The 25544-nt window shown below is 38.8% G+C and carries 30 protein-coding genes; 3 read left to right on the forward strand and 27 right to left on the reverse strand.

Annotated features, from left to right (window positions below; all coding sequences use genetic code 11):
• The 12 genes from ACO6FI_RS00045 to ACO6FI_RS00100 all read right to left on the reverse strand — a co-directional run.
• Window positions 1–1220 (reverse strand): Na+/H+ antiporter NhaC family protein (locus ACO6FI_RS00045; RefSeq protein ID WP_485455569.1); only part of this gene is annotated, 1220 nt, incomplete at its 3' end.
• 15 nt (window positions 1221–1235) lie between these two features.
• Window positions 1236–1760, reverse strand: a complete 525-nt coding sequence (locus ACO6FI_RS00050) for a cob(I)yrinic acid a,c-diamide adenosyltransferase (RefSeq protein ID WP_485455570.1) — start codon at window positions 1758–1760, stop codon at window positions 1236–1238.
• 10 nt (window positions 1761–1770) lie between these two features.
• The gene (kamE, locus tag ACO6FI_RS00055; RefSeq protein ID WP_009445697.1) at window positions 1771–2562 is read right to left on the reverse strand and encodes a lysine 5,6-aminomutase subunit beta; all 792 of its coding nucleotides are present in this window, start codon (window positions 2560–2562) and stop codon (window positions 1771–1773) included.
• Complete coding sequence (kamD, locus tag ACO6FI_RS00060) at window positions 2555–4114, reverse strand: lysine 5,6-aminomutase subunit alpha (protein ID WP_485455571.1); 1560 nt, start codon at window positions 4112–4114, stop codon at window positions 2555–2557. Before kamD ends, kamE begins: the two co-directional genes overlap by 8 nt.
• 11 nt (window positions 4115–4125) lie before the next feature.
• The gene (gene kamA / locus ACO6FI_RS00065; RefSeq protein ID WP_485455572.1) at window positions 4126–5382 is read right to left on the reverse strand and encodes a lysine 2,3-aminomutase; all 1257 of its coding nucleotides are present in this window, start codon (window positions 5380–5382) and stop codon (window positions 4126–4128) included.
• Window positions 5383–5410: 28 nt separating this feature from the next.
• Window positions 5411–6445: an L-erythro-3,5-diaminohexanoate dehydrogenase gene (kdd, locus tag ACO6FI_RS00070; protein ID WP_485455573.1), complete on the reverse strand. Its 1035-nt coding sequence runs from the start codon at window positions 6443–6445 to the stop codon at window positions 5411–5413.
• A gap of 12 nt (window positions 6446–6457) precedes the next feature.
• Entirely contained in the window at window positions 6458–7276 is an 819-nt protein-coding gene (gene kce, locus ACO6FI_RS00075; protein WP_009445692.1) for a 3-keto-5-aminohexanoate cleavage enzyme, read from the reverse strand.
• A gap of 6 nt (window positions 7277–7282) precedes the next feature.
• Window positions 7283–7669, reverse strand: coding sequence for a 3-aminobutyryl-CoA ammonia lyase (kal, locus tag ACO6FI_RS00080; protein ID WP_298054195.1), 387 nt, complete (start codon window positions 7667–7669; stop codon window positions 7283–7285).
• A 400-nt stretch (window positions 7670–8069) separates the two neighbouring features.
• Window positions 8070–9227 carry a PucR family transcriptional regulator gene (locus ACO6FI_RS00085; RefSeq protein ID WP_485455574.1) on the reverse strand — a complete coding sequence of 386 codons (1158 nt, stop codon included), beginning with the start codon at window positions 9225–9227 and terminating at the stop codon, window positions 8070–8072.
• Window positions 9228–9242: 15 nt separating this feature from the next.
• Window positions 9243–10679: a lysine 5,6-aminomutase reactivase ATPase KamC gene (kamC, locus tag ACO6FI_RS00090; protein WP_485455575.1), complete on the reverse strand. Its 1437-nt coding sequence runs from the start codon at window positions 10677–10679 to the stop codon at window positions 9243–9245.
• A gap of 2 nt (window positions 10680–10681) precedes the next feature.
• Complete coding sequence (gene kamB, locus ACO6FI_RS00095; RefSeq protein WP_485455738.1) at window positions 10682–11695, reverse strand: lysine 5,6-aminomutase reactivase subunit KamB; 1014 nt, start codon at window positions 11693–11695, stop codon at window positions 10682–10684.
• On the reverse strand, window positions 11695–12594 hold the full coding sequence (locus ACO6FI_RS00100; protein WP_485455576.1) for a DMT family transporter: 900 nt from the start codon (window positions 12592–12594) through the stop codon (window positions 11695–11697). Before ACO6FI_RS00100 ends, kamB begins: the two co-directional genes overlap by 1 nt.
• A 222-nt stretch (window positions 12595–12816) precedes the next feature.
• Between ACO6FI_RS00100 and ACO6FI_RS00105 the strand changes: the two genes are divergently transcribed.
• The 3 genes from ACO6FI_RS00105 to ACO6FI_RS00115 all read left to right on the forward strand — a co-directional run bounded on the left by ACO6FI_RS00105 (window position 12817) and on the right by ACO6FI_RS00115 (window position 14606).
• Window positions 12817–13734, forward strand: a complete 918-nt coding sequence (locus tag ACO6FI_RS00105) for a hypothetical protein (RefSeq protein ID WP_485455577.1) — start codon at window positions 12817–12819, stop codon at window positions 13732–13734.
• Window positions 13731–13931 (forward strand): hypothetical protein, encoded by a 201-nt coding sequence (locus tag ACO6FI_RS00110; RefSeq protein ID WP_485455578.1) that lies wholly within the window; start codon window positions 13731–13733, stop codon window positions 13929–13931. The genes ACO6FI_RS00105 and ACO6FI_RS00110 overlap by 4 nt, the downstream gene beginning before the upstream one ends.
• 129 nt (window positions 13932–14060) lie before the next feature.
• A complete protein-coding gene (locus ACO6FI_RS00115; protein ID WP_060930088.1) occupies window positions 14061–14606 on the forward strand; it encodes a TetR/AcrR family transcriptional regulator in 546 nt (181 codons plus the stop codon).
• Between the two features lie 33 nt (window positions 14607–14639).
• Here ACO6FI_RS00115 and hydF read toward each other — a convergent pair whose 3' ends face one another.
• The 15 genes from hydF to ACO6FI_RS00190 all read right to left on the reverse strand — a co-directional run bounded on the left by hydF (window position 14640) and on the right by ACO6FI_RS00190 (window position 25529).
• Complete coding sequence (gene hydF, locus ACO6FI_RS00120) at window positions 14640–15866, reverse strand: [FeFe] hydrogenase H-cluster maturation GTPase HydF (protein WP_485455579.1); 1227 nt, start codon at window positions 15864–15866, stop codon at window positions 14640–14642.
• On the reverse strand, window positions 15844–17292 hold the full coding sequence (hydG, locus tag ACO6FI_RS00125; protein WP_485455580.1) for a [FeFe] hydrogenase H-cluster radical SAM maturase HydG: 1449 nt from the start codon (window positions 17290–17292) through the stop codon (window positions 15844–15846). The genes hydF and hydG overlap by 23 nt, the downstream gene beginning before the upstream one ends.
• A complete protein-coding gene (gene hydE, locus ACO6FI_RS00130; protein WP_485455581.1) occupies window positions 17274–18398 on the reverse strand; it encodes a [FeFe] hydrogenase H-cluster radical SAM maturase HydE in 1125 nt (374 codons plus the stop codon). The genes hydG and hydE overlap by 19 nt, the downstream gene beginning before the upstream one ends.
• Window positions 18391–18651, reverse strand: coding sequence for a TM1266 family iron-only hydrogenase system putative regulator (locus tag ACO6FI_RS00135; RefSeq protein WP_485455582.1), 261 nt, complete (start codon window positions 18649–18651; stop codon window positions 18391–18393). The genes hydE and ACO6FI_RS00135 overlap by 8 nt, the downstream gene beginning before the upstream one ends.
• 209 nt (window positions 18652–18860) lie before the next feature.
• Window positions 18861–20150: an MATE family efflux transporter gene (locus ACO6FI_RS00140; RefSeq protein WP_485455583.1), complete on the reverse strand. Its 1290-nt coding sequence runs from the start codon at window positions 20148–20150 to the stop codon at window positions 18861–18863.
• Window positions 20151–20261: 111 nt separating this feature from the next.
• Window positions 20262–20798, reverse strand: a complete 537-nt coding sequence (locus tag ACO6FI_RS00145) for a bL17 family ribosomal protein (protein WP_124952400.1) — start codon at window positions 20796–20798, stop codon at window positions 20262–20264.
• Window positions 20799–20866: 68 nt separating this feature from the next.
• The gene (locus ACO6FI_RS00150) at window positions 20867–21820 is read right to left on the reverse strand and encodes a DNA-directed RNA polymerase subunit alpha (protein ID WP_040457991.1); all 954 of its coding nucleotides are present in this window, start codon (window positions 21818–21820) and stop codon (window positions 20867–20869) included.
• 131 nt (window positions 21821–21951) lie between these two features.
• Window positions 21952–22545, reverse strand: coding sequence for a 30S ribosomal protein S4 (rpsD, locus tag ACO6FI_RS00155; RefSeq protein WP_009445673.1), 594 nt, complete (start codon window positions 22543–22545; stop codon window positions 21952–21954).
• A gap of 15 nt (window positions 22546–22560) precedes the next feature.
• Window positions 22561–22959: a 30S ribosomal protein S11 gene (rpsK, locus tag ACO6FI_RS00160; protein WP_007593313.1), complete on the reverse strand. Its 399-nt coding sequence runs from the start codon at window positions 22957–22959 to the stop codon at window positions 22561–22563.
• Between the two features lie 93 nt (window positions 22960–23052).
• Window positions 23053–23421: a 30S ribosomal protein S13 gene (gene rpsM / locus ACO6FI_RS00165; RefSeq protein ID WP_008752078.1), complete on the reverse strand. Its 369-nt coding sequence runs from the start codon at window positions 23419–23421 to the stop codon at window positions 23053–23055.
• Between the two features lie 30 nt (window positions 23422–23451).
• A complete protein-coding gene (gene rpmJ, locus ACO6FI_RS00170) occupies window positions 23452–23565 on the reverse strand; it encodes a 50S ribosomal protein L36 (protein ID WP_003497809.1) in 114 nt (37 codons plus the stop codon).
• Between the two features lie 79 nt (window positions 23566–23644).
• Window positions 23645–23863, reverse strand: coding sequence for a translation initiation factor IF-1 (gene infA / locus ACO6FI_RS00175; protein ID WP_007593317.1), 219 nt, complete (start codon window positions 23861–23863; stop codon window positions 23645–23647).
• Window positions 23842–24117 (reverse strand): KOW domain-containing RNA-binding protein, encoded by a 276-nt coding sequence (locus tag ACO6FI_RS00180; RefSeq protein ID WP_485455584.1) that lies wholly within the window; start codon window positions 24115–24117, stop codon window positions 23842–23844. Before ACO6FI_RS00180 ends, infA begins: the two co-directional genes overlap by 22 nt.
• On the reverse strand, window positions 24114–24872 hold the full coding sequence (gene map / locus ACO6FI_RS00185) for a type I methionyl aminopeptidase (protein ID WP_485455585.1): 759 nt from the start codon (window positions 24870–24872) through the stop codon (window positions 24114–24116). The genes ACO6FI_RS00180 and map overlap by 4 nt, the downstream gene beginning before the upstream one ends.
• Before the next feature lie 15 nt (window positions 24873–24887).
• Window positions 24888–25529, reverse strand: a complete 642-nt coding sequence (locus ACO6FI_RS00190; RefSeq protein ID WP_485455586.1) for an adenylate kinase — start codon at window positions 25527–25529, stop codon at window positions 24888–24890.
• Between the last annotated feature and the right edge of the window lie 15 nt (window positions 25530–25544).

Genomic DNA, 25544 nt, shown 5'->3' on the forward strand with positions numbered 1-25544 from the left:
CCTGCTGCCGAATGCTCCATCATAGCGGCTACGAACTGCTTTGCACCAAGTACATCTGTGATAGCCTTCAATGACCATGCAAATGTAAGAATAAGTATTGCAGGAACCATTGCCTTAAATCCTGCAGGTAAGCAATCCATACATTCTGTAAACTTAAGTGATCTTCTTGAAATATAGAATATCAATGTGATAATAAGTGCTATAGAGCTACCCATTGAAAGACCTACTGAAGCGTCACAATTTGAGAAGGCCTCTACAATGCTTGCACCACTGAATATTCCACCTGTATAAAGCATACCTACTACACAGCAAATAATAAGTGAAATGATCGGGAAGAGCATATCTACAAGTTTGCCGTCCTTATGGCATCCTCTGTCAAGCTCTTCAAACTTCTCTTCTCCCGTTGTAAAGAGATCACCCTTCATTGCATTCTCTTCATGAACCTTCATAGGACCGAAGTCAAACTTCCAAAGTGTTATTACAAGCATCATTACAATTGTAAGAAGCGCATAATAATTGAAAGGGATAGCCTTCACAAAAAGTCCGAATCCGTCTTCACCGTCAACAAAGCCTGTAACTGCTGCTGCCCATGATGAAATAGGTGAAATAATACATACAGGAGCTGCTGTAGCATCTATCAAGTATGCCAACTTTGCTCTTGAAACCTGATGCTTATCTGTAATAGGTCTCATAACGCTACCTACTGTAAGACAGTTAAAGTAGTCATCGATGAATATAAGACATCCGAGAAGGATTGATGTAAGCTGTGCACCTACTCTGGTCTTGATTCTTTTAGATGCCCATTTACCGAAGGCATCAGAACCGCCTGTTTTATTCATAAGTGCAACAACCATTCCCAAGATAACAAGGAAAATCAAAATACCTACATTGTAGCTGCTTGACAGTACTGAAACCATACCTTGCTCAAATACAGCCTTCATAGTTCCTTCAAAGTTAAATCCTGACGCCAACATACCGCCGAAAATCAATCCGATTGCAAGTGAGCTGTATACTTCCTTACTTATAAGTGCAAGCACGATAGCTACAAGCGGCGGTATCAGTGACCAAAATGTTGCGTACAGAGCAGGCTTCGGTGCTTCCGCCTCCGCTCCAAATACAACCATCGGACACATAACTGCAATAAACAATGCTAAACATAGCACGTATGATTTTTTATCTCTAAAAAACCTCGGTTTACAAGTGTCATTCCCACTATTCATACCGTTTCCTCTCTTTTACATTTCTATACCGACACGGGCCCTTTGCCCCTTGTCAAAGGGATGCTTAACCTTTTGAAAATGTGTAAAATAATCAGCAAGTTGTGCTATCTCATTTTTAGGATTTCGTCCGGTCATGACAATTTCAAGATTTTCAGGGCGGGATTTAAGAAAATCCGTCAATGTATCATGATCCACCATATCAAGATTGTAAGCATCTATTACCTCATCCATTACCACTAAGTCATATTTACCTTCAGCGGCAAGATGAATAACGTCTTTTAAATGATTTGTGAAAAACTCTTTTGCTTTAAGTTTCTCAGCATCAGTCATATTAAATGTAAACCCAAAATTAGTTTTTTTTGTATAAACTTCTATATTATCTATTTTTCTCAGTACCTTCAGCTCGTTTGAAGTATCACTTTTTAAAAATTGTGTAAACAGGACCTTTCTGCCGCTACCTGCACATCTTATCGCCAGCCCTACAGCTGCAGTTGTCTTTCCTTTACCGTCGCCTTCGTATACATGAATAAGTCCTGTCATTTTTACTCCTTTACTTACCTAAGCCTCTTTTTACCATTTCAGTAACAGCAAATGTTGCTACATCGTCTGCAAACTTTCCGGTTCCGAATCCTGCGTCATAGCCCAGTTCCTTAGCAAGCTCATACGTGATTCTTGCGCCTCCACATATGAGAATATACTTATCTCTAAGGTCTTCAGCCTCCAAAAGTTCTACAAGATTTGTAAGATTCTTTATATGAATATCCTTTTGTGTGACTGTCTGTGAAACCAGCAATACATCTGCATTAAGTTCTCTTGCCTTTTCTATGAACTCTTCATTTGTAACCTGTGCACCTAAGTTATATGCATCAATCATCTCATATCTCTCAAGTCCGTAGTGTCCGGCAAAACCTTTTCTGTTCATTATAGCGTCTATTCCTACAGTATGTGCATCTGTACCTGTGGAAGCTCCGACAACAACTATCTTTCTGTGGAAGTTCTCTTTGATAAATTCATTTACTTCTTCCATGCTCATTGTCTCTTCTTCAACTGTCTGCACATGAATATTTGTATAATCGACACTGTGTACCAAACTACCATAAACTACGAAAAATGTAAACTCCGCATCAAGTGATCTTCTGTATGCCACATTGACATCTGAAAGTCCCATTTTCTTTGCAAGTATTCTTGCAGCCTCTTCACCTCTCTCATCATTCTTTATAGGAAGTGTAAAGCTGACCTGAACCTTACCGTCGTTCATGGTATCGCCATAAGCCTTTACCTTTGTAAGGTCAAGAGTCTTATCAAAGTCGACCTTATTTAGATTATATAAACCGCTACTCATCTTTTACCTCCTTCTTCATAAGAGGAATAAATGGGTTGAAGTATACATTATCTTTTACAACGACTCCGTCTAATCCCTTACCTCCGTTGAAAGGTCTCTTTATATCCGCAAATGTTCCCTTTTCAAGTGTAGCAAACAATCCCTGTGTCTCAATATCCGATAAAAGATTTGCAGCCTTTGTAAGGACTTCATTTGCTCTGTTTCTAATGATACCGTTTTCCTTGAACTCGATTTCCTCTCCCAAATCCTTCATTGTTCTGAAGATATACTGTGCATTTTCTATTGCAAGCGCTCTGTCAGACATAAACGGAGTATGTATAGCCTCTGTCATCATTCCGAGAAGATGTATCTTTTGATGTGTAAGTATGGTCACCATATTAAAGAGTGCATCCTGTACATGACCGCGGAAGATATTTCCTGTCATGAACTTTGTAGGAGGCATATATTTAAGAGGTGCCTTAGGGAATATTTCTCTTGCCATCTGTGCCTGTGCAAGTTCAAATAAGAATCCGTTCTCCGCATCAGGTGAAATTTCAAATGCGTGACCGAGACCCTGCTGCTCAGGCGGTAATCCGGCTTCAAGAGCGAACTGCTCGTTCAAAAACTGTGATGCAAGTACTGTATGTGCTTCTTCTATAGCATCTGCCGTAGTAAGGTAGTTGTCCTCACCTGTATTTATAATAACGCCTGCAAATCCGTTGATGATTCTTGAAAAATACTGATCAATCAATGTTCTTTGCATATTTATATCTCTGAAAAGAATTCCGTAGAGTGCGTCATTAAGCATTACGTCAAGTCTTTCCATAGCACCCATTGCCGCTATCTCAGGCATACAAAGTCCTGAACAGTAGTTACACAGTCTGATATATCTGTGCTCTTTTTCACCTACCTCGTCAAGTGCCTTTCTCATAAGTTTGAAGTTTTCCTGTGTAGCATATGTACCGCCGAATCCTTCTGTTGTGGCACCGTACGGAACATAGTCAAGCAGGCTCTGTCCTGTGGTTCTTATAACAGCTATTATATCGGCTCCCTGCTTTGCGGCTGCCACCGCCTGTGTGATATCCTCATATATATTTCCTGTAGCAACAATCAAATATATATACGGACCCTTTGTATCTCCAAACTCTGCCAAGTATTCATTTCTTTTATCAACGTTTACCTGAATTCTGTCCACCATAGTCTTTGCTACCGGTGCAATTGCATCCTCAATTTCCTTTGATGAATGAATCTTTAACTTTGATAAATCTATCTCACCTTTGTCGATACCCTGTGCTATCTCATTCGGTGTGAGTGACAGCTCCAGCATTGCATTTCCAATCATGAATGCCGCACCCATCGGAAGAAGCTTATGTTCCACCATGTGGTCCACTACCACATTCGGTAGCGGAACCTCCACGCTGTTTACTCCGTCAATCCCTAAAAGTCTGCATACCGTTCTCTCTACAGCTACTGTAGTATGTTCATCAATAAAGGCTTGGACATCCAGCGCAACATTTTTTGCACTATTTCTAGCTTTAGAGATTAAACTTTGATCAAGTCCAAGTTTACTCATGTTTTTATCTCCTATTTTTTCTCATGTGATCTTCTAAATCTTGCTAAATCAGCCGGCTCAATTGTCATAGCATTTCCTTGCTCAAGTCCTGCCACACCGCCTAACTGCTTTTCTCTCTTACCCTTGCAAATATCACAGTTGCAATGATTCTCATAATGCTCAGGCTCCGTATATGTTGTGATAACACCTTCATAGTTTCTAAGTATTACCTTGCCCGGACTCTGTGAAATAACATAGTTAGGCATAACAGGTGTCTTTCCGCCGCCGCCGGGTGCGTCAACAACGAATGTAGGAACACAATATCCTGATGTATGTCCTCTAAGTCCTTCTATAATCTCAATACCCTTTGAAACCGGTGTTCTGAAGTGCTCAAGTCCCTGTGAAAGGTCACACTGATAGATGTAGTAAGGTCTTACTCTGATCTTTACAAGCTCATGCACAAGGTCTGTCATTATATGTACACAGTCGTTTACACCTGCTAAAAGCACTGTCTGATTTCCGAGAGGGATACCTGCATCTGCAAGTCTTGCACAAGCCTCTGCAGATTCTTTTGTAATCTCGCTAGGATGATTGAAATGTGTATTGAGCCAAATCGGATGATATTTCTTGAGCATATTTACAAGCTCAGGTGTAATTCTCTGAGGCATAACAACAGGTGTTCTTGAACCGATTCTTACAATCTCAACGTGATCTATTTTTCTAAGCTCCGAGATGATGTACTCAAGCTTTTCATCGCTGATAAGAAGTGCATCACCGCCTGAAAGAAGTACGTCTCTTACCTCAGGATGTCTTCTGATATAGTCAATGCAGGCATCCACCTGTGATGTAGGTACGCTTGTATCGTTTTGTCCTGCAAATCTTCTTCTTGTACAGTGTCTGCAATACATTGAGCACTGATCTGTTACAAGGAATAATACTCTGTCCGGATATCTGTGTGTAAGTCCGTGAACAGGTGAGTCCGTATCCTCATGTAAAGGATCCGCAAGGTCCGCATCAGCTATATGAAGCTCGGACACTGTAGGAATTGCCTGCTTTCTTACAGGATCGTTCTCATCATCAAGATCTATAAGTGAAAGATAATACGGTGTGATAGCCATTCTTAAGTTCTCAAGGCATCTCTTTACACCTTCTTCTTCCTTCTCGGTAAGCTTTACGTACTTCTTTAAACTCTCTACATTTGTGATTCTGTTTCTAAGTTGCCATTTCCAGTCATTCCACTCGTTGTCCGGAACGTCCACGAATAAACCGTTTTCTCTACTATTTCTCATTTAATTTGATTCCCCTTACTTATGTGTATTAAACGTACTTTTTCTCGAATACTTCTCTGATTGCAGGATTTTCACGAATCTCCTGTAATGTAATAACATCATGTCCCTTTGTATATCCGTTTCCGATAATCATATCGATATCTTTGCCTACGCCCTCTGCTCCGAGTGCAGCCTTTGTAAAGCTTGTAGCCATTGAGAAGAAGTATACACATCCGCCGTCATGAACAGGAAGGATTGCACTCATCTCACAGTTGTTTACATTTACACAGCATATTGAAACATCATATTCTTTTCCGTCATTAAGCTCTAAAGCTTTCTCAAGTACATCTACAGGAAGTGCGGCACTTGCCTGGAACGCTTCATGGCAAAGTCCCATCTTCTTAAGTTCTTCCACACCTTCTTTGCTGTAGTCCATAGCCACTACCTTACCTGTAGGTCCTACTCTCTTCATAGCTTCATAGCAAACAAGCATTCCGCTCTTTCCTGCTCCGCCAAGTACCAATACTCTCTGTCCTGACTGAACAAGCTTAGCTGTTTGAGCAGGTGCACCGGCTACATCAAGTGCTGCAAGTGCAAGCGGCTCAGGTAAATCGTCAGGAAGCTTTGCATATAGTGCGCTCTCAAACAATACTGCCTGACCGTCAATGTCCACTCTGTCTATCTCAGGATGAATAGCTTTGATCTTGTCAATCTTTAAAGGTGTCATAGAAAGTGATACCAAAGATGCGATCTTATCTCCAACCTTAATATCTGTGTTAAGGTCCTCACCGATATAGCTTACAGTTCCGATAAACATTCCGCCTGAACCTGTTACAGGATTTTGCATTTTTCCTCTCTCATTTACGATATCAAGGATCATCTGTCCGATCTTTTCAGTGTCCTTATTGCAAGCTTCCTCAATTTGTGTAAATGAAGCAGAATCGATGTTCAATGAAATAACATCGCAGATAATCTCGTTTGAATATCTCTTTGTCATATCGTTGTCGATTTTCTTTGCTGCCTGTGTCAAAACCCCTTGCGGTTCAATTACTCTGTGAATACCGTACTTATTTCCCTTTAACATACTTTCTCCAATCTATTTTAAACCAAGTATTTTTCTTGCTTCATCCGGCGTAGCTATTTCTCTGCCAAGTTCCTTTGCCAGTCTCACGACCTTCTCAACCAGCTCTCCGTTTGACTTTGCCATTACGCCCTTGCTAAGATATATATTGTCCTCAAATCCTACTCTTGCATGTCCGCCCATAAGAATAGCCATTGTTACCATCGGAAATTCCGCTCTTCCGACTCCTGAAGCGGTCCATGTTGATCCCTGCGGTATGCTCTCCGCCATAAATAATAAATCTCTCGGTGTTCCCGAAATGCCGCCGTTTACGCCCATTACGAAATCAAAATGCATAGGAGCTTTTATAAACCCCTTTTTGTGAAGACGAATCGCCATATCCACCATGCCTTTATCAAATACTTCGATTTCAGGCTTTACATTATGTTCATTCATCTTCTTTGCAAAATCCACAATCATATTTTCAGTGTTTACAAAAATCTCATCTCCGCCGAAATTGCAGGTTCCGCAGTCAAGTGTTGCCATCTCAGGGTTAAGATCAATCGGTGCAAGTCTCTCTTCGTTACTCATACCTACCGCACCGCCTGTAGAAGGCTGTATAATAACATCCGGCAACTCTTTTCTTATAGCATCAATACATTCTTTGAATCTGTCCGCACTCTGTGTAGGTGTTCCGTCATCTTCTCTTACATGAAGATGTATGATAGCCGCACCCGCATCATAAGCGGATTTTGCTTCTCTTACGATTTCTTCCACCGTATACGGTACATTAGGATTTTGCTCCTTTGTAACTTCAGCACCGCATATACATGCTGTAATAATAAGTTTTTCCATATTTGCCTACTTGTTTCTCTGTCTGTCTTTAAGTACTACGCAGGTTCCGCTTGCTCTGCATACCACTACAGGCTCTTTTAATACGTCACATGCCGAATCATTGATATCCGTTCTAGGTGTGATTACCTTTCTTGCCTCAAATACCATCTTTCTTGATGTGTTTCCTACAGAAACGATCTCACCTGTCGCCTCAATGAAATCTCCCGCATGAACAGGTGCCAAAAACTCTACGCTGTCATAAGCCTTAAAAAGACCCTCATCACCGTCATTGATGATCAAAAGTTCAGTTGCTACATCTCCGAATAATCCCAACATTCTTGCTCCGTCTACCAACTCACCGCCGTAGTGAGCATCATGAGCGCTCATACGAAGCCTAATAGTTGATTTAACCATGTTTCCTCCTTACATAGATAAGCCGTACTCATCTCTTTTTTTATGTAAATATTTTACAATAAACTTAAAAAATTGGGGACTGACTAAATGTATATAAAAAAATACAAGTTAGTGGACAAAATGTATATATCGTATATTTGAATCCTTTATATAAGGTTTTTTTATATTTGAATTTACTATGATATTTTAACTTGAATTATAATACTTTATTATTTTACTATACTGAAATTCATATTTCATATACGATATGCACATATAAGTTTTAGACAGTGTAGCAGATTGTAAAATTTTATAAATGCTTATTTTATACTGAAACTATAGTATTTCATTGAATATTTTGCATAATAAAAAAGATACGGACAAAAAATACATTCAGTATTATCTCATCCGTATCTTTATTCTAATCAAAGTAATCATTTAACATCAGTGCCAACGACAAATCAAGTCTCTCATAGTAGTCGTCAAAGTTGAATCCGGTAATATCTTTTATAGCATCCATTCTGTTTATCAAGGTATGCCTATGGACAAAAAGTCGCTTTGCGGCCCTTGTAACATTACCGTTTTCTTCAAGAAAAAACCTTACAGTCTTTATATAGTCACTGTCGGATTCTCTGTCCTTGTCAAGTAGAAGCCTGAGCACCTTATTTTCTTTTGAATAAAGTGTATTTGTTCTATATATTGAATACAGTTTTTTCAAAAATGTCATATGCTCATACATACAGGTACCTCTGATAGCTCTGATACTGTGCAAGGTCTGTAAGGCTTCCATACAGTGTTTAATACAGTTTTCAAGATTGTTGTTCTCAACCATATCGGCTGTAGCAAATAAATTCAATCCTATCTTGTTTGAAAGTCTTATAAGTACCACCTGTACCTCATCCATCAAATCTCTGAGTTTGGTAGCATTTTCAAATCCCAGACAAAATGTCATCTGTATATTCTTTTCATAATGTCCGATATATGTATCACAGCTGATTACAGACAATGATTTTATATTTTCAAACGCTTCTTCTACATCAGGTCCTACTTCATTGTATACATTGACTGCCGAAACAGCCAAAACAGCTATAATGTTGTCGCTTCCTATACCTCTTTCAAGGCTCTCACCAAGCTTTTTCTTAAGCTTGGGATAAAAATAGTTGAAATCCAAATAGCTTTGATTGCCTATAACCGACTCTCTGTTTATCTCACTTATAAGAGTCTTTAAAACTTCTGAAAATGAAAAACTTGCAGGCAGCTCCAATACCGGAAACTTATACTTTCTGGCAGACTCCAATATATATACAGGTATACTGTCCACATAGTAGCCCGTCTGTACCATAAGTCCGACAACGCCCTTTGCCTTCAGTCTCTTTATCAAATTAAAATATCTTGTATAATCCGCCAGATCAAATCCTGTTGTTATAAGCAGTTCACCGCTGCCTACCATATCTACAGAATCAAGTATCTCCTGTACGTTTACCCAACTGATTATATTTCCGGCACTCTCTCTTCCTGTTATAAGTTCGGTGCCCGGAAAAAAATTGTTCTCAATGATGTCCCTAACAGTAAGTGGCATAACCCGGCCTTTCTATTATAGTATATCTAAAAGTTCATCTTGCAACCCTAAGAGTCTGCAAATCATAAGTGCCTCTTTAGGCGGCTTGGCATCTTTGTCCACCTTAAAGATACCGTAATTCATAAACTGTGAGATGGCTGTAATCTTTGCATCGTCATCCGACTTTGTAAGAAGTGCGGATGAAACCCTCTCCTCAGATACTCCCTGTAATCCTCTGACCTGGTAGTGACTTTTTGAAAGTTCAGCAACATGGTCAAAATGAGTTACCAAAAGGCTTACAGTCTTCTTTGTATTAAGTAGTGCGACAAGTCCTCTTACCAGACTCTCGCCTTCTTTCGGATTGGTCCCTCTTGCAAACTCGTCCAAAATTGCAAACACAAATTTATTTTCTATTTCATTTAAAAGGTTCTTAAGTTCCACAATCTGTGCACCGAAGCTTGAAAGCCCCTTTGCTACGGACTGTGACTCCTCCGATATCATAATTATCTCGTCAAAAGCGGGAATACTTGCACTGTCTGCATATACGAAAAATCCGCAAAGTGCAAGATATGTGTTTAACGCCACAGTCTTTAGAGTAACGCTCTTACCTCCCATGTTTGCACCTGTAAGTACCGTAGTTCCAAGTCCCATCTCTATACTTACAGGTGTAAACTTAAGTCTCTTGCTCTCCAAAATATCACATATATACGGATTGATTGTTTCTTTCAATATAAGAATATCTTTTGTGATTTGCGGCAGGCATGAAGGGTAAAGTTTTGATACACGGTGCTTTTCTATGAGCAAATCAAGTCTTGCAACACTATCTATATTCTTTATTACGGTATCAAAATACGGCCTTAACTTTATTGAAAGTTCTTCTCTTATCCTTCTTTCTTCCTTCTCTTCTTCTACCGTAATATAAAGTCTCTTATCCTTAAGCTCCTCAAATAAAGACTCCTCACTTTGCATCTTTAATTCAATTTCACGCTTCTTCTTCCTAATCTCCTTTAAGGTGTCGGAATATTCATCATATATTGAAAAAGTAGGTATCCTCCTGCCGTCAGGATCAAGTATATCCACCGCAATGCTTACAGGCTCTATGAAAAATCCGTCAAGTAAAATCTCATCCGCTACTCTTTCAACAATCGGTTTCAATTTTTCAAGTTGCATAAGCAATATCTTTATCTCAAACAGTTCTATATCTGAAATTGTATTGTCTCTTCCGAACTTTATAGAGCCCCTTACATCCTTCATCTGCATAAATATTCTTCTGATTGCATTGATATCGGATTTTACCTCTTCATAATTTAATGAGAGTTTATTCAAATTGCTTAATTCAGTCTCCAAAACATCTCTTTCATCTTTTCTAAAAGGTCTTATACTCTTTACAAGCTCGGCTCCGAAAGGTGTGGCAGGCAACATTTTGCCCTTTATGAATTCAAAACCTATATTTTCTCTTTGCCAAAAATCCATCTTTACCCCCTATATTTTTCCGCAATATTTATAACCGGCAGACTTGTATATTCTCTCATTTTTTCTAAGAACTCCTCCGCATCGTAATGATTTCCGTACGCCGAAAAAGGATTTATCGTTATTGCTAAAATATTTATTCTTTCAATACATGAAAATATCATACCTCTTTGTATGAGTTTTTCAAAATTTTCATAATTTATCAATATTCGTGAACCGTCAAAAAATACCAATCTCTTCCCCTCAAGCTTTGCATTTGAGAGCAGCAGCGGTTTTATCATGGCATCGGTCAGAGCTCCGTTTACAAATACACTCTCTATATCACTTTCCTTAGCCCATATCTCCTTTAAATCTACCTTTTCACTACTTCTCTTCAGATGATTTTCTTCTATTATATAATACTTATCACTGTAATTTTCCTTGTTGAAATTATCAGGCAGATTCAGTTTATACTCGGGAAGTGAAAAAAGCATTGATGTAAAAATAGTGTCTCTGACCGTCTTTTCCATATCCACACTGTATGATGCGCCGCTTGAAAGTATTGCCACATTGCTGACCTTGCCTGTAGCAATGCTCTTTCGTTCCAAGGCTCCGTCTATCAAAATCTTTCCGTCACTGTAGCCTTTGAAGCTTTCACACACCTTCGCCATCTGAGTTGCAATGGACGGTCCCGCTATCTGCACATACCCGTCACTTAACGCCTTTATTATTATTATCTCTCCCATCGGAGTATATATACCTGTGCTTTCCACTATTTCCTTGGTTATATCACAGTACTTTATCAGGTTTCTTGCAGTCGCAATATAGTCATCCTTATAAATATATATTTCAGGCTTCTTTGTGTTGGTGACAAGGTCAAGTTCTTCACCGTCTCTTCCTATAGAAGTAAGCAGTATATTTTCACCTCTGTTATGTACACTCTTTATCACCTCGTTAAGTACAGTAGTCTTACCGGCATTTTTACACATACCTATAAAAGATATCCTGTCTTCATCCTTTATCAAATCATAAATATCCATCATTCATCCCCTTTTGTAGGCAGCTGTGCCACTATAATAGCGACAAACATAAGTATTGCTCCTATAAGCTCACGACCTCCAAGTACTTCACCAAGTATTATCCATGCAAAAACCGCGCTGAACACACTTTCAAGACTCATAAGCAGGCTTGCAATACTCGGTCTTACATACAGTTGCCCCACATTTTGTAAAGTATATCCGCAGGCTCCGCTTAAAACTCCTACATATAAAAGAGCCGGCAATGCTTTCATTATCATATCAACGGGCGGCTTTTCAACAACAATCATCACAATACTTGAAAAACACGCCACTACAAAGAATTGAAAGATGGAAAGGTCAAGTACATCCACCTTTTTTACAAAATGTCCTACGGTAATTATCTGCAAAGCGAACAAAAGGGCACAAAATAATAGTATAGCATCTCCGTATTGTAAGCTGATCCCTCCGTGTATACAGAGTAAGAACATTCCTATTATACTGAGTACTACACTTATCCAAAGTCTGATTCCTTCTTTTGCCTTAAAAAATATGATAGAGATAATAGGAACCAGGATAACATACAGTGCCGTAATAAATCCTGCTTTTGATGCATTTGACTCTTTTATACCTATCTGCTGCATTGCACTTGCAAAAAACAAAAAAAATCCTGAGCAAAGACTTGCAATAAATAATGTTCTTTTATAAGATTTGTCCTTTGTCTTTTCATCACCGGACTTTTTCTTCTTAAAAAAACACACTACAGGAATCATGGCAATAAAGGATATCCAGCTTCTTATTGCAAGAAATGTATAAGCATTCACATATCTTGCACCTATACTTTGAGCGGAAAAAGCCGACCCCCATATAATTGCCGCCAGCATCAACATCATGACTCCGAATGCATTCTTGTTCTTCACCATATTTCCCCCTAATATTGAATAGTAAACTTGCACTAGTTCTTTTATTATATCCTAATCTTGTTATAAAAAAAAGATAAAAAAAGTAAGATTCCCGTAATATTTTCAAATTTAACGCAGTTTATACCTTAATTAACGCAATCCATACCTTTTTTGTTCAATCTTTTGAAAATATTATATAATACAGGCATATTGAATAAGTTATAAAAACAAGGAGAAAATATTATGAAATTAAGTTTTAATAAGAGAGCCGTTGCAGTTGCCCTTTCACTTGCATTGGCTACACCGATTATATCAACTACAGCAATACCTACAATCAATGTTTTTGCAGGCGCTTTTGCTACAAACCCGGCAGTAGCACATGGACATGCAATTCCTAATACCGATAATATTACAATTTCAGGAAATACAGTCAGTGTAACACTTGAAGGTACGGGTGTAAGCGATGCTGTAAAGGCAAGTACAGTTGTAGATATATATCCTGACAGCAGAAGTTCTTCTCCTGCCGCTGTACTTACAAACCTTGCACTTACATGGACAGGCAGCACAGGTGCTTGGACAGGATTCAGCTTCCAACTTCCTGCAAACTGGCAGACAAGATTCCATAACTCGGAGCAGATGGGTATAAATGTTACATCAACTGTAGGTACATCTACTTTCTCCGCTATGGCAAATAAGATTGTAAACAATGATACACAGATAAGCGTTGAGTTCCCTACAGTAGGTGCTACAACACTTTCAGCAAAGGTAACAGGCGGTTCACTTTATAACAACTCCGTTGCACAGAGCTTAAACGACTACACATATGAGTACACTGTTGCTCCGCAGACAAGCGGTTCCGTTACAACAGCTATGGCAAACAGCATCTTCAATGCAAGTGCAAATATCGTAGCTCTTTCAAATGCAAGTGCTACTTCAGACGCTTCAGGTAACTTTACACTTAACCTTCCTGCAGGAAAGAGCATCCAAAACCTCGGTGCAAATGATGCAATCTATGTAAGAAGAAAAGCTAAACACTCAAATGCACAGTATATCTTTATTATAAACAGTGTAAGAAGTGCGGCTCAAACACCTGCAGCAGCTACTCATCACCTGCTACAACTACACCTGCTCAGACTCCTTCTACTCCTGCTTCAAACGTGAACAATCAGAATACAGCAGGTAATGTTACAAGAGTTCCTGCTCCACAGGGTCCGTCTTTAAATAAGCAGACAAAGAGCAGATTCTCAGTTCCAAAGACTGCAGATGCATCAGATATCGCAAGAAATGTAATCGTACTTTTCGGTTCTGTTGTCGGTATGGCATTTGCAACAATCGGTCTTAAGAAAAAAGAAGACTAATCCTTTAACTTTATAAACTTTATTTCATAGTTCGTTTTAAGGCAATATATATCTAAAATCTGCGATATATATTGCCTTTTATTTTTTTTACTATTATAATGTCGATGTATTTTTGCTATGGAGAGGTATATGAGACGAAAAAATACTACAACTGAAATGATGATGGGATATATGTGTTCCGCTTTGCTTGAATTGATGCTTGAAAAAGACTATGCAAAGATTTCAATAGGTGAGATTGCAAAGAAGGCCGGAGTGGACCGTTCATCATACTACAGACATTTTAAATCAAAAGAAGACATCATATCATTCTTTTTTGATATGGTTTTAAAGGAGTCTCTTGACGGCTTTACAAATCTGTCAAGCATAGACTTTACGCTGTATATTCATTCGATATATATGGCTTTTTATAATTATAAGAAAGAAGTCTTACTTATTTATCATTCCAATCTTTCTTCACTGCTTTTGGATGTGCTCTCAAAAAGATTTCAGTTCAGTGAAATTGCAATCGAGTTTCCGCTGACAAAGCAATATGAGCTTTCTTATATCATAGGCGGAATCTACAACAATTTGATATTCTGGATGAGCAGAGATATGAATGAGACTCCTGATGAACTTACCGAGATTTCACTCCAATTTAGAGATGAGGAATCAATATCACTGTTAAGCCTAAGATAATACCCCCTGCAGCCTTAACTGCAAGGGGCATTTTTATATGTTTTTTAGAGGCTTCATCGCTCTTTTTAGTATACCGTTCATATATGCTATAGCAATACCGTAGTTTGTCATAGGGATTTCTCTTTCCTTTGCAAACTTCATCCTAGTTTTCATCTGATTTTCATTCAACATACAGGCACCGCAATGTATTATCAGCTTGTACATTGATACATCCTTAGGGAACTCTCCTCCGGTGCTGAACTCAAAAATAAGATCGTCTTCATCAAAAAGTCCGGTGTGTTTTCTTACCAGTCTCGGTATCTTCACACTTCCGATATCTTCACACTGCCTATGATGTGTACAGCCCTCACTTATCAGTATTCTGTCGCCTTTTTTCAGCGTATCCAGTACTTTGGCCGCACTGTATAAGCTTTGCAAAGCTCCTTTGTAGTTGGCAAATACTATGGAAAATGATGTAAGCGGGATATCTTCCGGTACCGCCTCATCCGCCTCTTTAAATACCTGTGAGTCACATATCACAAGTGAAATATTTCCTATTCTTTCCAAGGCGTCTTTTATCTCATTTACCTGCACTTCTATTACAATGCCGTGTCTGTCAAGTATCTCCCTTATTACCTGCTGCTGCGGCAATATAAGTCTTCCCTTCGGGGCTGAAGCATCTATAGGAGTCACCAAAAGTATTATATCCTTTTCCTTCATCATATTGCCTAAGACGGTTTTCTCCTTCTTACCTTCAGACAATATCTGTGACATCATATTTTTCAGATTATCTATATTGACAGCTTTCAGTGCGGAAACATATATATCAACCTTAAGTTCATTTTTTATATTCTCACAATCACATTTGTTTCCGACTATAAGATACTTCTTATTAACGGACTTTATTTTGTCTAAAAATATCAGCTCATCAGAAGTAGCTTCTCTGCTTGCATCTACTACAAAGAGTATCAAATCCGCCTGATTTATATAATCAAGACTTTTTTCAACTCTAAGTGTGCCAAGTGTACTTTTATCGTCAAGTCCCGGAGTATCTGTAATTACCACAGGACCGAATGGTAAAAGTTCCATAGTCTTTTTTACAGGGTCTGTAGTTGTACCTCTTATATCCGAAACTATCGCTATATTCTGTGAAGTGATTGCATTTATAAGACTTGATTTTCCGGCATTACAGCAACCGAATATCACGATACTTGCTCTCTCTCCGAAAGGAGTGGTATTCATATTCAAACTGCTCATACTAGAACCTGAAATCCCTTGCATTTGTAGTCTCTATTTCACTTATATACTGTGTAGCCTTTTGCTTTACCACAGGGTTGCTTATCTTCTCAAGCTCGGACTTTATCATCTTCATTCCGTCATCCTTGGTATCTTTGGATGCATAGTCTGTCATATACTCACTTAAAGTCATCAGCGCATTAGGATGGCAGCAGTTTATAATCTGTCCGCTCTTGCACAGGCTCATAAATCTGTCACCTGTTCTGCCCTCTCTGTAGCAGGCTGTACAAAATGAAGGAATATGTCCCATCTGCATAAGCCAATCCACCACCTCATCCAAAGTTCTTTGGTCGGATACGTCAAACTGCTCGGAATCTGTAGGTCTGATTTCCTCGGTATATCCTCCTACCGAAGTTCTTGAAGCGCCGCTTATCTGTGAAATACCTACCTTCAGCGCTCTCTCTCTTACCTTTTGACTCTCTCTGGTAGAAATAATCATACCTGTATACGGTACTGCAATTCTTATACATGCGATAATCTTCTCAAAGGTATCGTCATCAAGTCCGTTGTCAAAAGCATCCGGATCTATATCATCAGCCTTTTTAATCCTCGGTACACTTATAGTATGAGGTCCTACACCGAATGCGGCTTCAAGGTGTTCCGCGTGCATTAAAAGCCCCGCAAACTCATATCTGTAAGACTCAAGTCCGAAAAGTACTCCAAGTCCCACATCGTCAATACCGCCCTCCATAGCTCTGTCCATAGCTTCGGTATGGTATATATAGTTATGCTTCGGTCCTGTAGGATGAAGGCTCTCATAAGATTCCTTGTTATAGGTCTCCTGAAAAAGGATATATGTACCGATACCCGCATCATGAAGCTTTTTATAATTTTCCACTGTAGTAGCCGCAATATTTACATTGGCTCTTCTGATAGCGCCGTTTTTATGCTTGATACTGTATATTGTCTTTAAAGACTCAAGTATATACTCAATAGGGCTGTTTATAGGGTCCTCACCCGACTCTATTGCAAGTCTCTTATGTCCCATATCCTGAAGTGCAATAACTTCATTCTTTATCTCTTCCTGAGTAAGTTTCTTTCTTGCGATATGCTTATTCTTTGCATGATAAGGACAGTATACACATCCGTTTACGCAGTAGTTTGAAAGATAGAGCGGTGCAAACATTACTATTCTGTTGCCGTAGAAAGTCTGCTTTATCTCACCTGCCAGCGCATAAATCTTTTCTATGATTTCCTTATCCTCACAAGCAAGCAGTACTGAAGCCTCTCTGTGAGTAAGTCCCTCGGCTATAATACCTTTATCCGTTTTTTTCGGCCTTGCTTTTTCAAGGTATTTTTCTATCAAAGGAATATTGTTTTTATTTTCCTCGGCAAACTTGAGTGTCTCCAATATTTCTTCATGGTTTATAAATTCCTCGGCTTTTTTTGATTTTACATCGTACTTGAACATTTACTATCTCCTCTTACCTTTGCAACTTCATAACCTATATTATTGATTCTGTTGGTAATACATCCGATGCAGTGAGCAGCTTCATCTCCTGTACATACCTTTCCATCATATAGTTCATATTTTTTTCTTGTCTTCAGCGGTGAAAGATTCGGCATCACCACATTTGCACCTGCCAGTATTCCCTTTTCTCTGCCCAGATTGTCAAGAGTACTAAGTGAGGTTGTAGCAGGTATCAACATCTTCGGTCTCATTATCCTAAGTATCGCTATAAGAAAAAGCGTCATCTGTATACTTCCGCTTTTCTCATCTTTAAATGCGGTATCATGATGTGGGATAAAAGGACCTATTCCACACATATGCGGACCGAACTCTTCTATAAACTTAAGATCCTTTGCCAGTGTGGTGGAAGTTTGATACGGCGAGCCCACCATAAAACCGCAACCTACCTGAAATCCTATCTCCTTAAGGTCCTGTAAGCATTTCATCCTGTGGTCAAATGACATCTGCTTAGGATGCAGCTTTTCATAGTGCTCCTTATCCGCAGTCTCATGTCTTAAAAGATACCTGTCCGCACCTGCATCAAACATCTTTTGATACTCATCTCTTTCATATTCTCCTAAAGAAAGTGTCACGGCAACATCCTTATACTTGTCCTTGACTTTCCTTACAATAGAGCATATATATTCCGGCTCAAACTTTCCGTCTTCACCTCCCTGCATCACGAAGGTTCTGTAACCTAGCCTGTATCCTTCATCCGCACATTCAATTATCTCATCATCTGAGAGTCTGTAACGGTCACAGTTTTTATTTGAATGCCTAATTCCGCAGTAGTAGCAATCGTTCTTACATATATTGCTGATTTCGATAAGTCCTCTAAGATAAATATCTTTTCCGTAGTTTTCGTCCCCAAGTATTCTCGCCTTTTTACTGATATATTCAAATACCTCTTCATTCAAGTTCTCAACAATATATTTATATTCTTCAAGGCCAAGACTTCTTTCTCTTTCAAGTTTATCTATCAGAGCGATACTTTTGTCAATCTCAACATCTCTGTCATACTCAGTGTCCTTAAATTTTGTCTTATACAGTGTTATATCTTTAGCCATTGGCATCACCCACATTTGAATAAGCAGTTTTTATACTTACTCCGGATAATTTTCCGATTTTACCTGAAAGGCTTGAAATCACATTGTTAGGTGCGTCGAGAGCGACCGACAACACACTTATGTTTCTTTTATGATAGGGTATTCCCATCCTTCCGATAATATAATCTCCGTACTCGTGCAATAAATCATTGAGTGCTTTTACAGAATCTCTGTCCTCCACGATTATTGCCATCAATGCTACTCTGTTATCCATATTTCCCCTTTATAAATAATAGATTTTTGTATTAAAAAAGCCCAAAGCCACGGTGGCTTTGGGTACTCAAATAAATGTGCCTTCGCACAATCTTATACATTCACAAACCACCTTTCAAGTCAGAGCCTCTTCCTTGTTAGGAGTATCTGTATACAATGTAAATCCTTTTTAGTTGTTTGTCAATATTATTACATGCTTTTACACATTTTTTAAGAAGTCTTTTTCATAAGCGCTACGCATAATATTGCGGTAAATATTTCCGCAGTGAAAAATGAGCTCCACACTCCTACAACCCCGAAAAAGCGTGACAAGATAAGTGCAAGTACAATCACTGCAACTATTCCTCTTGATATAGCTATAATAGACGACTCTCTTCCTCTGCCTGTTGCACTATAAAATCCTGCGGTAATGATATTGAATGCTGCAGGTATAAAGCCGATAAAGTATATTCTGATACCCGGAATTGCATATTTTGCCAATATATCGGACTTTTCACTGTTAAACGCCTCTATAATAAACGGCGCAAATACAAGTACCGAAACTACCAGAGTCAATGCTATAATCATAGCGGCTATAAGTGAATATATATGTACTTTTTTCAGTTCTTTTTTCTCAGCTCTGCCGTAGGTTTCACTTGCTACAGGCTGTAATCCCTGCGAAACTCCGTTTAACATCGCCACTCCCACAAGTGCCGTATTTGCAATAACTCCATAGGCTGCAACCGCTATATTTCCGACGAGATTAAGCAGTATAAAGTTAAATACAATGGTTATTATACCGTTTGATATCTCGCCTACAAATGCCACTACACCCAGACTGCAAGCTGATATAAATCTTTTGATTGAAGGCAAAACGAGTTCAAAACGTATACTGTTTTTCCTTGAAAGATAATGTGTCATACATATAGACATACTTACAACAGGTGAAAATCCGGTTGCAAGTGCCGCACCAAGCATACCAAGTCCAAGCGGAAACATCAGTACATAGTCAAATATGATATTGAACACTCCGCTTAAAAGTGTTGCCGCCATTGCCGTCTTCGGCGCATTATCGTTTCTTACAAATGCTGTAAATGTGAAGTTCAGCATAAAGAAAGGCGAGAAACAAAGTATCACTCTCATATATGAATGCGTTACCGCTTCTATCACATCATCCGCACCCATCAATCTGAGTACCACATCCGGAACAAATATTCCAAGCATCAAAAAGAACAGACTGAATAATAATGTAAATATAAATGAATTTGAAAAGTATTTATCCGCCTCCTCTTTTTCACCCAGTGACTTTAAGAGTGCATATTTTGTTGCAGAACCTATACCTATCATTGCACCTATTGAGTATGTTATTGCGAATATAGGCAGTACCAAATTCAAACCTGTTATTCCATTGGCTCCTTCAGCTAAGGATATGAACAATGTGTCTGCCAATACATAGCATGATGTACCTGTTGTCGCTAAAATATTTGGTAGGATATATCCTCTAAGTTTTTTCTCTATCATAAAAAGCTCCTGTAACAGTCAATGGTAGTTAAGTTTTATCCTCAAGCTATAACTTCATCATTATGGTGAAAAAAATAGCAGTCAGTGACTGCTATCATTTTATGTTTAAGATTATACTAACTCAAGTAAAACTTCCATAGCTGCATCGCCCTTACGAAGACCGATCTTAACTATTCTTGTGTATCCACCGTTACGATCTGCATACTTAGGACCGTACTCATCGAAAAGCTTCTTAGCAAGGTCAAGTGACTTTGTGTTCTTCTTCTTAGCAGCGCCCTTTGTAGGAACCTCTGTAGGAACATAAACTACAGCATTGATTTTGCTTCTTGCATGAAGTCTTGAAGGCTTATCTTTCTTGATCTCCTTCTCTACCTCATCATAAACGGTAACTTTCTTGCCGTCTACAACTTCTTTTACTCTCTTGCCGTTTGCATCTTTTCTTGCAACCTTTGCATTTACCTTTACAAGTTCGAAGTTATCCTTCTCCTTAACAGCCAATGCTATAAGCGGCTCAACGATCTTTCTGATCTCTTTTGCTCTTGCCTCTGTTGTAACAATCTTACCATGCTGTAAAAGTGCTGTAACCTGATTTCTTAATAATGCTTTTCTCTGACTGGATGTCTTTGAAAGTTTTCTATACTTTGCCATTTTTTCTCCTCCATAGGAAACATACATATGCTAACATTGGACTTACTATATATGTCTATTATTCTTTTTTATGATTCTTCGCTCTCACGAAGGTGAAGACCCAGCTCTTCAAGTTTCTGAAGAACCTCTTCTAATGATTTTCTACCCAGATTTCTGACTTTCATCATATCATCCGGTGTACGTGAACACAACTCCTCAACTGTATTGATTCCTGCTCTCTTCAAACAGTTATAGGATCTAACTGACAACTCAAGTTCATCTATATTCATCTCCAGAACTTTTTCCTTGTCATCCTCTGCTTTTTCTACCATTACATCAACAGTTTTAGCATTGTCAGACAAATCTATAAACAGATTAAGGTGCTCACTCAAAACTTTGGCAGCCAAACTTACCGCCTCATCAGGTGCCAATGTACCGTTTGTAGTAACATCAAGTGTCAGCTTATCAAAGTCTGTCATCTGACCTACACGAGTATTTTCAACACGAAGATTTACTCTCTCTACAGGTGTGTATATAGAATCAATTGCTATAACGCCTATAGGAGTATCCTCTCCCTTGTTTTTATCTGAACTTACATAACCTCTACCGTTGGTTATTGTCAATTCCATATAGAACTTGCCCTCTGAAACTGTTGCAATAACCTGGTCTTTGTTAATGATTTCTATACATGGATCACATTGAATATCTTCTGCAGTGATAACTCCCTCACCATCAAAATCTATATAAGCAACCTTCGGCTCGCCGTCTTCAGCTGAATTCTTGATCGCCAAGCTTTTTACATTCATTATGATCTCTGTTACATCTTCCTTTACTCCCGGTATAGAAGAAAATTCATGTAACACACCGTCAATCTTAACCTGACTGACAGCTGATCCTGGGAGGGATGAGAGCATGATTCTCCTTAGGGAATTACCTAAAGTTGTTCCATAACCTCTCTCCAGTGGTTCACATATGAATCTGCCGAACTTCTTATCCTCGGAAATCTCTGCAATCTCAATATTTGGTTTCTCAAAATCGAACACGAATGTCCCTCCTTTTAGATAAACTATGCCAACGCCTGACAAAACCGAGCCTTCGCTGATAATTCAGGCTATATTTCTATTATTAGCAAATCAGCTGATACGAAAATAAGTATCAGCTGTTAAGATTCCTATTACTTAGAGTACAACTCAACGATAAGAAGTTCGTCTACAGGAACATCAATTTCTTCTCTTGTAGGAAGGCTCTTTACAGTACCTTTTAAATTTTCAAGATCTGCATCAATCCAAGCCGGTACGATTCTTCCGGCTGTTGACTCTACAACTTCCTTATATCTTGCAGAAGATTTTGCCTTCTCCTTGATCTCGATAACATCGCCTGCCTTTACAAGATAAGACGGAATATTTACACATTTGCCGTTTACTAAAACATGCTTATGATCGACAATCTGTCTTGTTTCCTTTCTGGTTCTTCCGAATCCCATACGGAAAACAACATTGTCAAGTCTTCTCTCCAAGAGAATCATAAGGTTCTCACCAACCTGACCCTTCATTCTCTCAGCCTTAGCATAATAGTTTCTGAACGGCTTCTCCAATACGCCGTAGATGAACTTTGCTTTTTGCTTTTCTCTAAGCTGCATGCCGTACTCACTAAGCTTACGGCCTGCTCTCTTTGTATCTCTGTTAGACTTTTTATCTATTCCCAGAAAACCAGGCTCAAGGCCAAGTGATCTGCATCTTTTAAGAACGGGAACTCTATTAATTGCCACTTTTAGTACCTCCTATTAGACTCTTCTGCGTTTTGGTGGACGACATCCATTATGTGGTACCGGAGTCACATCCTTAATACTTGTCACTTCTATTCCACATGCAGCCAACGCACGAATAGCTGCTTCTCTTCCTGAACCGGGTCCCTTTACCATAACATCTACATACTTAAGTCCATGTACTAAAGCTGCCTTTGCAGCAGTTTCTGCAGCCATAGATGCCGCATATGGAGTAGATTTCTTTGAACCTCTAAATCCTAGACCACCGGCACTTGCCCATGATATTGCATTACCCTGGGTATCAGTTAATGTAACAATTGTATTGTTAAATGATGACTGAATATGTGCCTGTCCGCGTTCAACGTTTTTCTTTACGCGCTTCTTTGTCACCTTCTTGGTGGACGCATTCTTTGCCATTAAACTAACCTACCTTTTCAAACTTTACTACGCTCCTGTTTTTAAAACATACAGCGAAAATTACTTTTCGAAAAAATATAAGTGCATCACTTATTATTTCTTCTTGTTTGCTACTGTCTTTCTTGGACCCTTACGTGTTCTTGCATTTGTCTTAGTTTTCTGTCCACGAACCGGAAGATTCTTTCTATGACGAATGCCACGATAACAACCTATTTCCTGAAGTCTCTTGATGTTCATTGCGATCTCTCTTCTAAGATCACCTTCTACCATCTGAGTATCGGAAATAACCTGTGCCAACTCTTTTACTTCATCGTCTGTAAGATCCTTTACTCTTGTATCAGGATTTACATTAGCCTCTTTCAAGATACGTCTTGAACTTGTAAGACCTATACCATAGATATATGTCAAACCAATCTCAACACGCTTTTCTCTTGGTAAATCAACGCCTGCTATACGAGCCATTTACCTACTTCCTCCTTATTCCTATGCAGATCAACCTTGTCTCTGCTTGTGCTTTGGGTTCTCACAAATTACTCTGATGGAACCTTTTCTCTTAATAATTTTGCATTTTTCGCAAATCGGTTTCACTGAAGATCTGACCTTCATTGTAACTCTCCTTTCATCGCTACTAATAAAGACGCCATAGTATTATACCATTAACAGGTACAATATGCAAGGTCTTATTTTATTTATCACGCCAAATGATTCGACCTTTTGTCAAATCATACGGTGACAATTCGATAGTAACTTTATCACCCGGCAAAATTCTTATATAGTTCATTCTGAGTTTGCCGCTGATATGTGCCAATACCTGATGCCCGTTTTCAAGTTCTACCTGAAACATTGCATTAGGTAATTTCTCAACAACTGTTCCTTCAATCTCTATAACGTCTGATTTAGACATTTACTCCTCCAATTTTTCAAGAGATATTTTAACTTAACGTCATTAAAGTTATCATCATTGTTCTTAATATCAATAAATTCATCACTTTTTCCAAGCCTGCTTACATGCTTTATGTTCTTTTTCTTCGGCTTGTCAAGAGTCTTTAATCTGCCGTCCGCAACATAGATAAAATCTTTGTCACATTCTATAACCAGATAATACTCTCCTCTGTCATGACCCGCTATCGATACTACGATATCACCTATATTTATCATAATTTTCTTAAAGAAAGAATCTCAGGCTCACCGTCAGTTATCAAAATAGTATTTTCATAATGTGCCGCAAGTGAGTTGTCATCTGTAACAACCGTCCAGTCATCATCAAGCCATAACACTTCGTCTCTTCCCGCTGTAATCATAGGCTCTATGGCAAGTGTCATACCCGCCTGTAATTTGATTCCTTTTCTCTTCATATCAAAGTTAGGAACCTCAGGGTCTTCATGCAGATGTGTACCGATACCGTGACCCACCAAATCTCTTACAACACCGTATCCTCTGTCCTTTGCATATGCGCCTATAGCCTTACAGATATCATTAAGGTGATTACCTGCAATCGCGTACTTGATTCCCTCAAAAAAGCACTCTTTTGTTACCTTTACAAGTGCCTTTGCCTCTTCGCTTCCTTCGCCTATTATATGGGTTCTGGCAGCATCTGAATGGTAGCCTTTCCAAATAACGCCTGCATCCAGACTTACTACATCTCCGTCTCTTAAAATTCTTTTCTTTGACGGAATACCGTGTACCACTTCTTCATTTACAGATACACATATTGAAGCAGGGTAGCCGTTGTAGTTCAAAAATGAAGGAACACAACCGTATGACCTTATTATTTCGTCTCCGATTTTGTTTACTTCATATGTGCTCATGCCTGCATGCAATGCCTTTTCCAGTCCTTCATGAGTTTTTGCCAGTATTTCACCGGCCTCTCTCATCAACTGTATTTCCCTTTCAGATTTTATTGTTACCGCCATCTTAATCCTCACAATCTATCCCAAAACTGCAATAATGTCTAAAAACACTTCTTCCATATCCTTTGTACCGTCTACACTTGCAAGTATTTTCTCATTGTCATAGTAGTCTATCAAAGGCTGTGTCTGTTTGTGATATACATCAAGTCTTTTCTTTACAGTTTCCGGCTTGTCATCATCTCTTATAACAAGTTCACTGCCGCAATTATCACATATATTTTCCTTCTTCGGTGCGGAGTACTTTATATGATATGTACTTCCACAGCTTAAGCAAGCTCTTCTGCCGCTCATTCTTGTAATAATCGACTCGTCCGGAACATCTATATTTATAGCATAATCAATTTTCTCATTAAGCTTTGATAAAGCCTCAGTCAAAGATTTCGCCTGCGGTATTGTTCTTGGGAAACCGTCAAGTACAAAGCCGTCTTTGCAATCATCTTTATGTATTCTGTCTAAAAGCATTCCGATAGTAATATCGTCAGGAACAAGCTCTCCCTTATCCATATACTCTTTTGCTTTATTTCCAAGCTCGGTTTTTTCTTTTATATTTGCTCTAAATATATCGCCTGTGGATATATGCGGTATATTATACTTTTTTGCAATTCTCTTTGCCTGTGTACCTTTTCCGGCACCCGGTGCACCTAACATAATAATCTTCATGGTGTATCTCCCCAA

The sequence above is a fragment of the Lachnoanaerobaculum sp. genome, assembly GCF_057250505.1.

Coding starts and splice junctions, on each gene's coding strand:
- ACO6FI_RS00050 (WP_485455570.1), bottom strand. CDS start 1,760: ATGACAGGACTTATTCATGTATACGAAGGCGACGGTAAAGGAAAGACA.
- kamE (WP_009445697.1), bottom strand. CDS start 2,562: ATGAGTAGCGGTTTATATAATCTAAATAAGGTCGACTTTGATAAGACT.
- kamD (WP_485455571.1), bottom strand. CDS start 4,114: ATGAGTAAACTTGGACTTGATCAAAGTTTAATCTCTAAAGCTAGAAAT.
- kamA (WP_485455572.1), bottom strand. CDS start 5,382: ATGAGAAATAGTAGAGAAAACGGTTTATTCGTGGACGTTCCGGACAAC.
- kdd (WP_485455573.1), bottom strand. CDS start 6,445: ATGTTAAAGGGAAATAAGTACGGTATTCACAGAGTAATTGAACCGCAA.
- kce (WP_009445692.1), bottom strand. CDS start 7,276: ATGGAAAAACTTATTATTACAGCATGTATATGCGGTGCTGAAGTTACA.
- kal (WP_298054195.1), bottom strand. CDS start 7,669: ATGGTTAAATCAACTATTAGGCTTCGTATGAGCGCTCATGATGCTCAC.
- ACO6FI_RS00085 (WP_485455574.1), bottom strand. CDS start 9,227: ATGCCACTTACTGTTAGGGACATCATTGAGAACAATTTTTTTCCGGGC.
- kamC (WP_485455575.1), bottom strand. CDS start 10,679: ATGGATTTTTGGCAAAGAGAAAATATAGGTTTTGAATTCATAAAGGGC.
- kamB (WP_485455738.1), bottom strand. CDS start 11,695: ATGGATATTTATGATTTGATAAAGGATGAAGACAGGATATCTTTTATA.
- ACO6FI_RS00100 (WP_485455576.1), bottom strand. CDS start 12,594: ATGGTGAAGAACAAGAATGCATTCGGAGTCATGATGTTGATGCTGGCG.
- ACO6FI_RS00105 (WP_485455577.1), top strand. CDS start 12,817: ATGAAATTAAGTTTTAATAAGAGAGCCGTTGCAGTTGCCCTTTCACTT.
- ACO6FI_RS00115 (WP_060930088.1), top strand. CDS start 14,061: ATGAGACGAAAAAATACTACAACTGAAATGATGATGGGATATATGTGT.
- hydF (WP_485455579.1), bottom strand. CDS start 15,866: ATGCAAGGGATTTCAGGTTCTAGTATGAGCAGTTTGAATATGAATACC.
- hydG (WP_485455580.1), bottom strand. CDS start 17,292: ATGTTCAAGTACGATGTAAAATCAAAAAAAGCCGAGGAATTTATAAAC.
- hydE (WP_485455581.1), bottom strand. CDS start 18,398: ATGGCTAAAGATATAACACTGTATAAGACAAAATTTAAGGACACTGAG.
- ACO6FI_RS00135 (WP_485455582.1), bottom strand. CDS start 18,651: ATGGATAACAGAGTAGCATTGATGGCAATAATCGTGGAGGACAGAGAT.
- ACO6FI_RS00140 (WP_485455583.1), bottom strand. CDS start 20,150: ATGATAGAGAAAAAACTTAGAGGATATATCCTACCAAATATTTTAGCG.
- ACO6FI_RS00145 (WP_124952400.1), bottom strand. CDS start 20,798: ATGGCAAAGTATAGAAAACTTTCAAAGACATCCAGTCAGAGAAAAGCA.
- rpsK (WP_007593313.1), bottom strand. CDS start 22,959: ATGGCAAAGAATGCGTCCACCAAGAAGGTGACAAAGAAGCGCGTAAAG.
- rpsM (WP_008752078.1), bottom strand. CDS start 23,421: ATGGCTCGTATAGCAGGCGTTGATTTACCAAGAGAAAAGCGTGTTGAG.
- rpmJ (WP_003497809.1), bottom strand. CDS start 23,565: ATGAAGGTCAGATCTTCAGTGAAACCGATTTGCGAAAAATGCAAAATT.
- infA (WP_007593317.1), bottom strand. CDS start 23,863: ATGTCTAAATCAGACGTTATAGAGATTGAAGGAACAGTTGTTGAGAAA.
- ACO6FI_RS00180 (WP_485455584.1), bottom strand. CDS start 24,117: ATGATAAATATAGGTGATATCGTAGTATCGATAGCGGGTCATGACAGA.
- map (WP_485455585.1), bottom strand. CDS start 24,872: ATGGCGGTAACAATAAAATCTGAAAGGGAAATACAGTTGATGAGAGAG.
- ACO6FI_RS00190 (WP_485455586.1), bottom strand. CDS start 25,529: ATGAAGATTATTATGTTAGGTGCACCGGGTGCCGGAAAAGGTACACAG.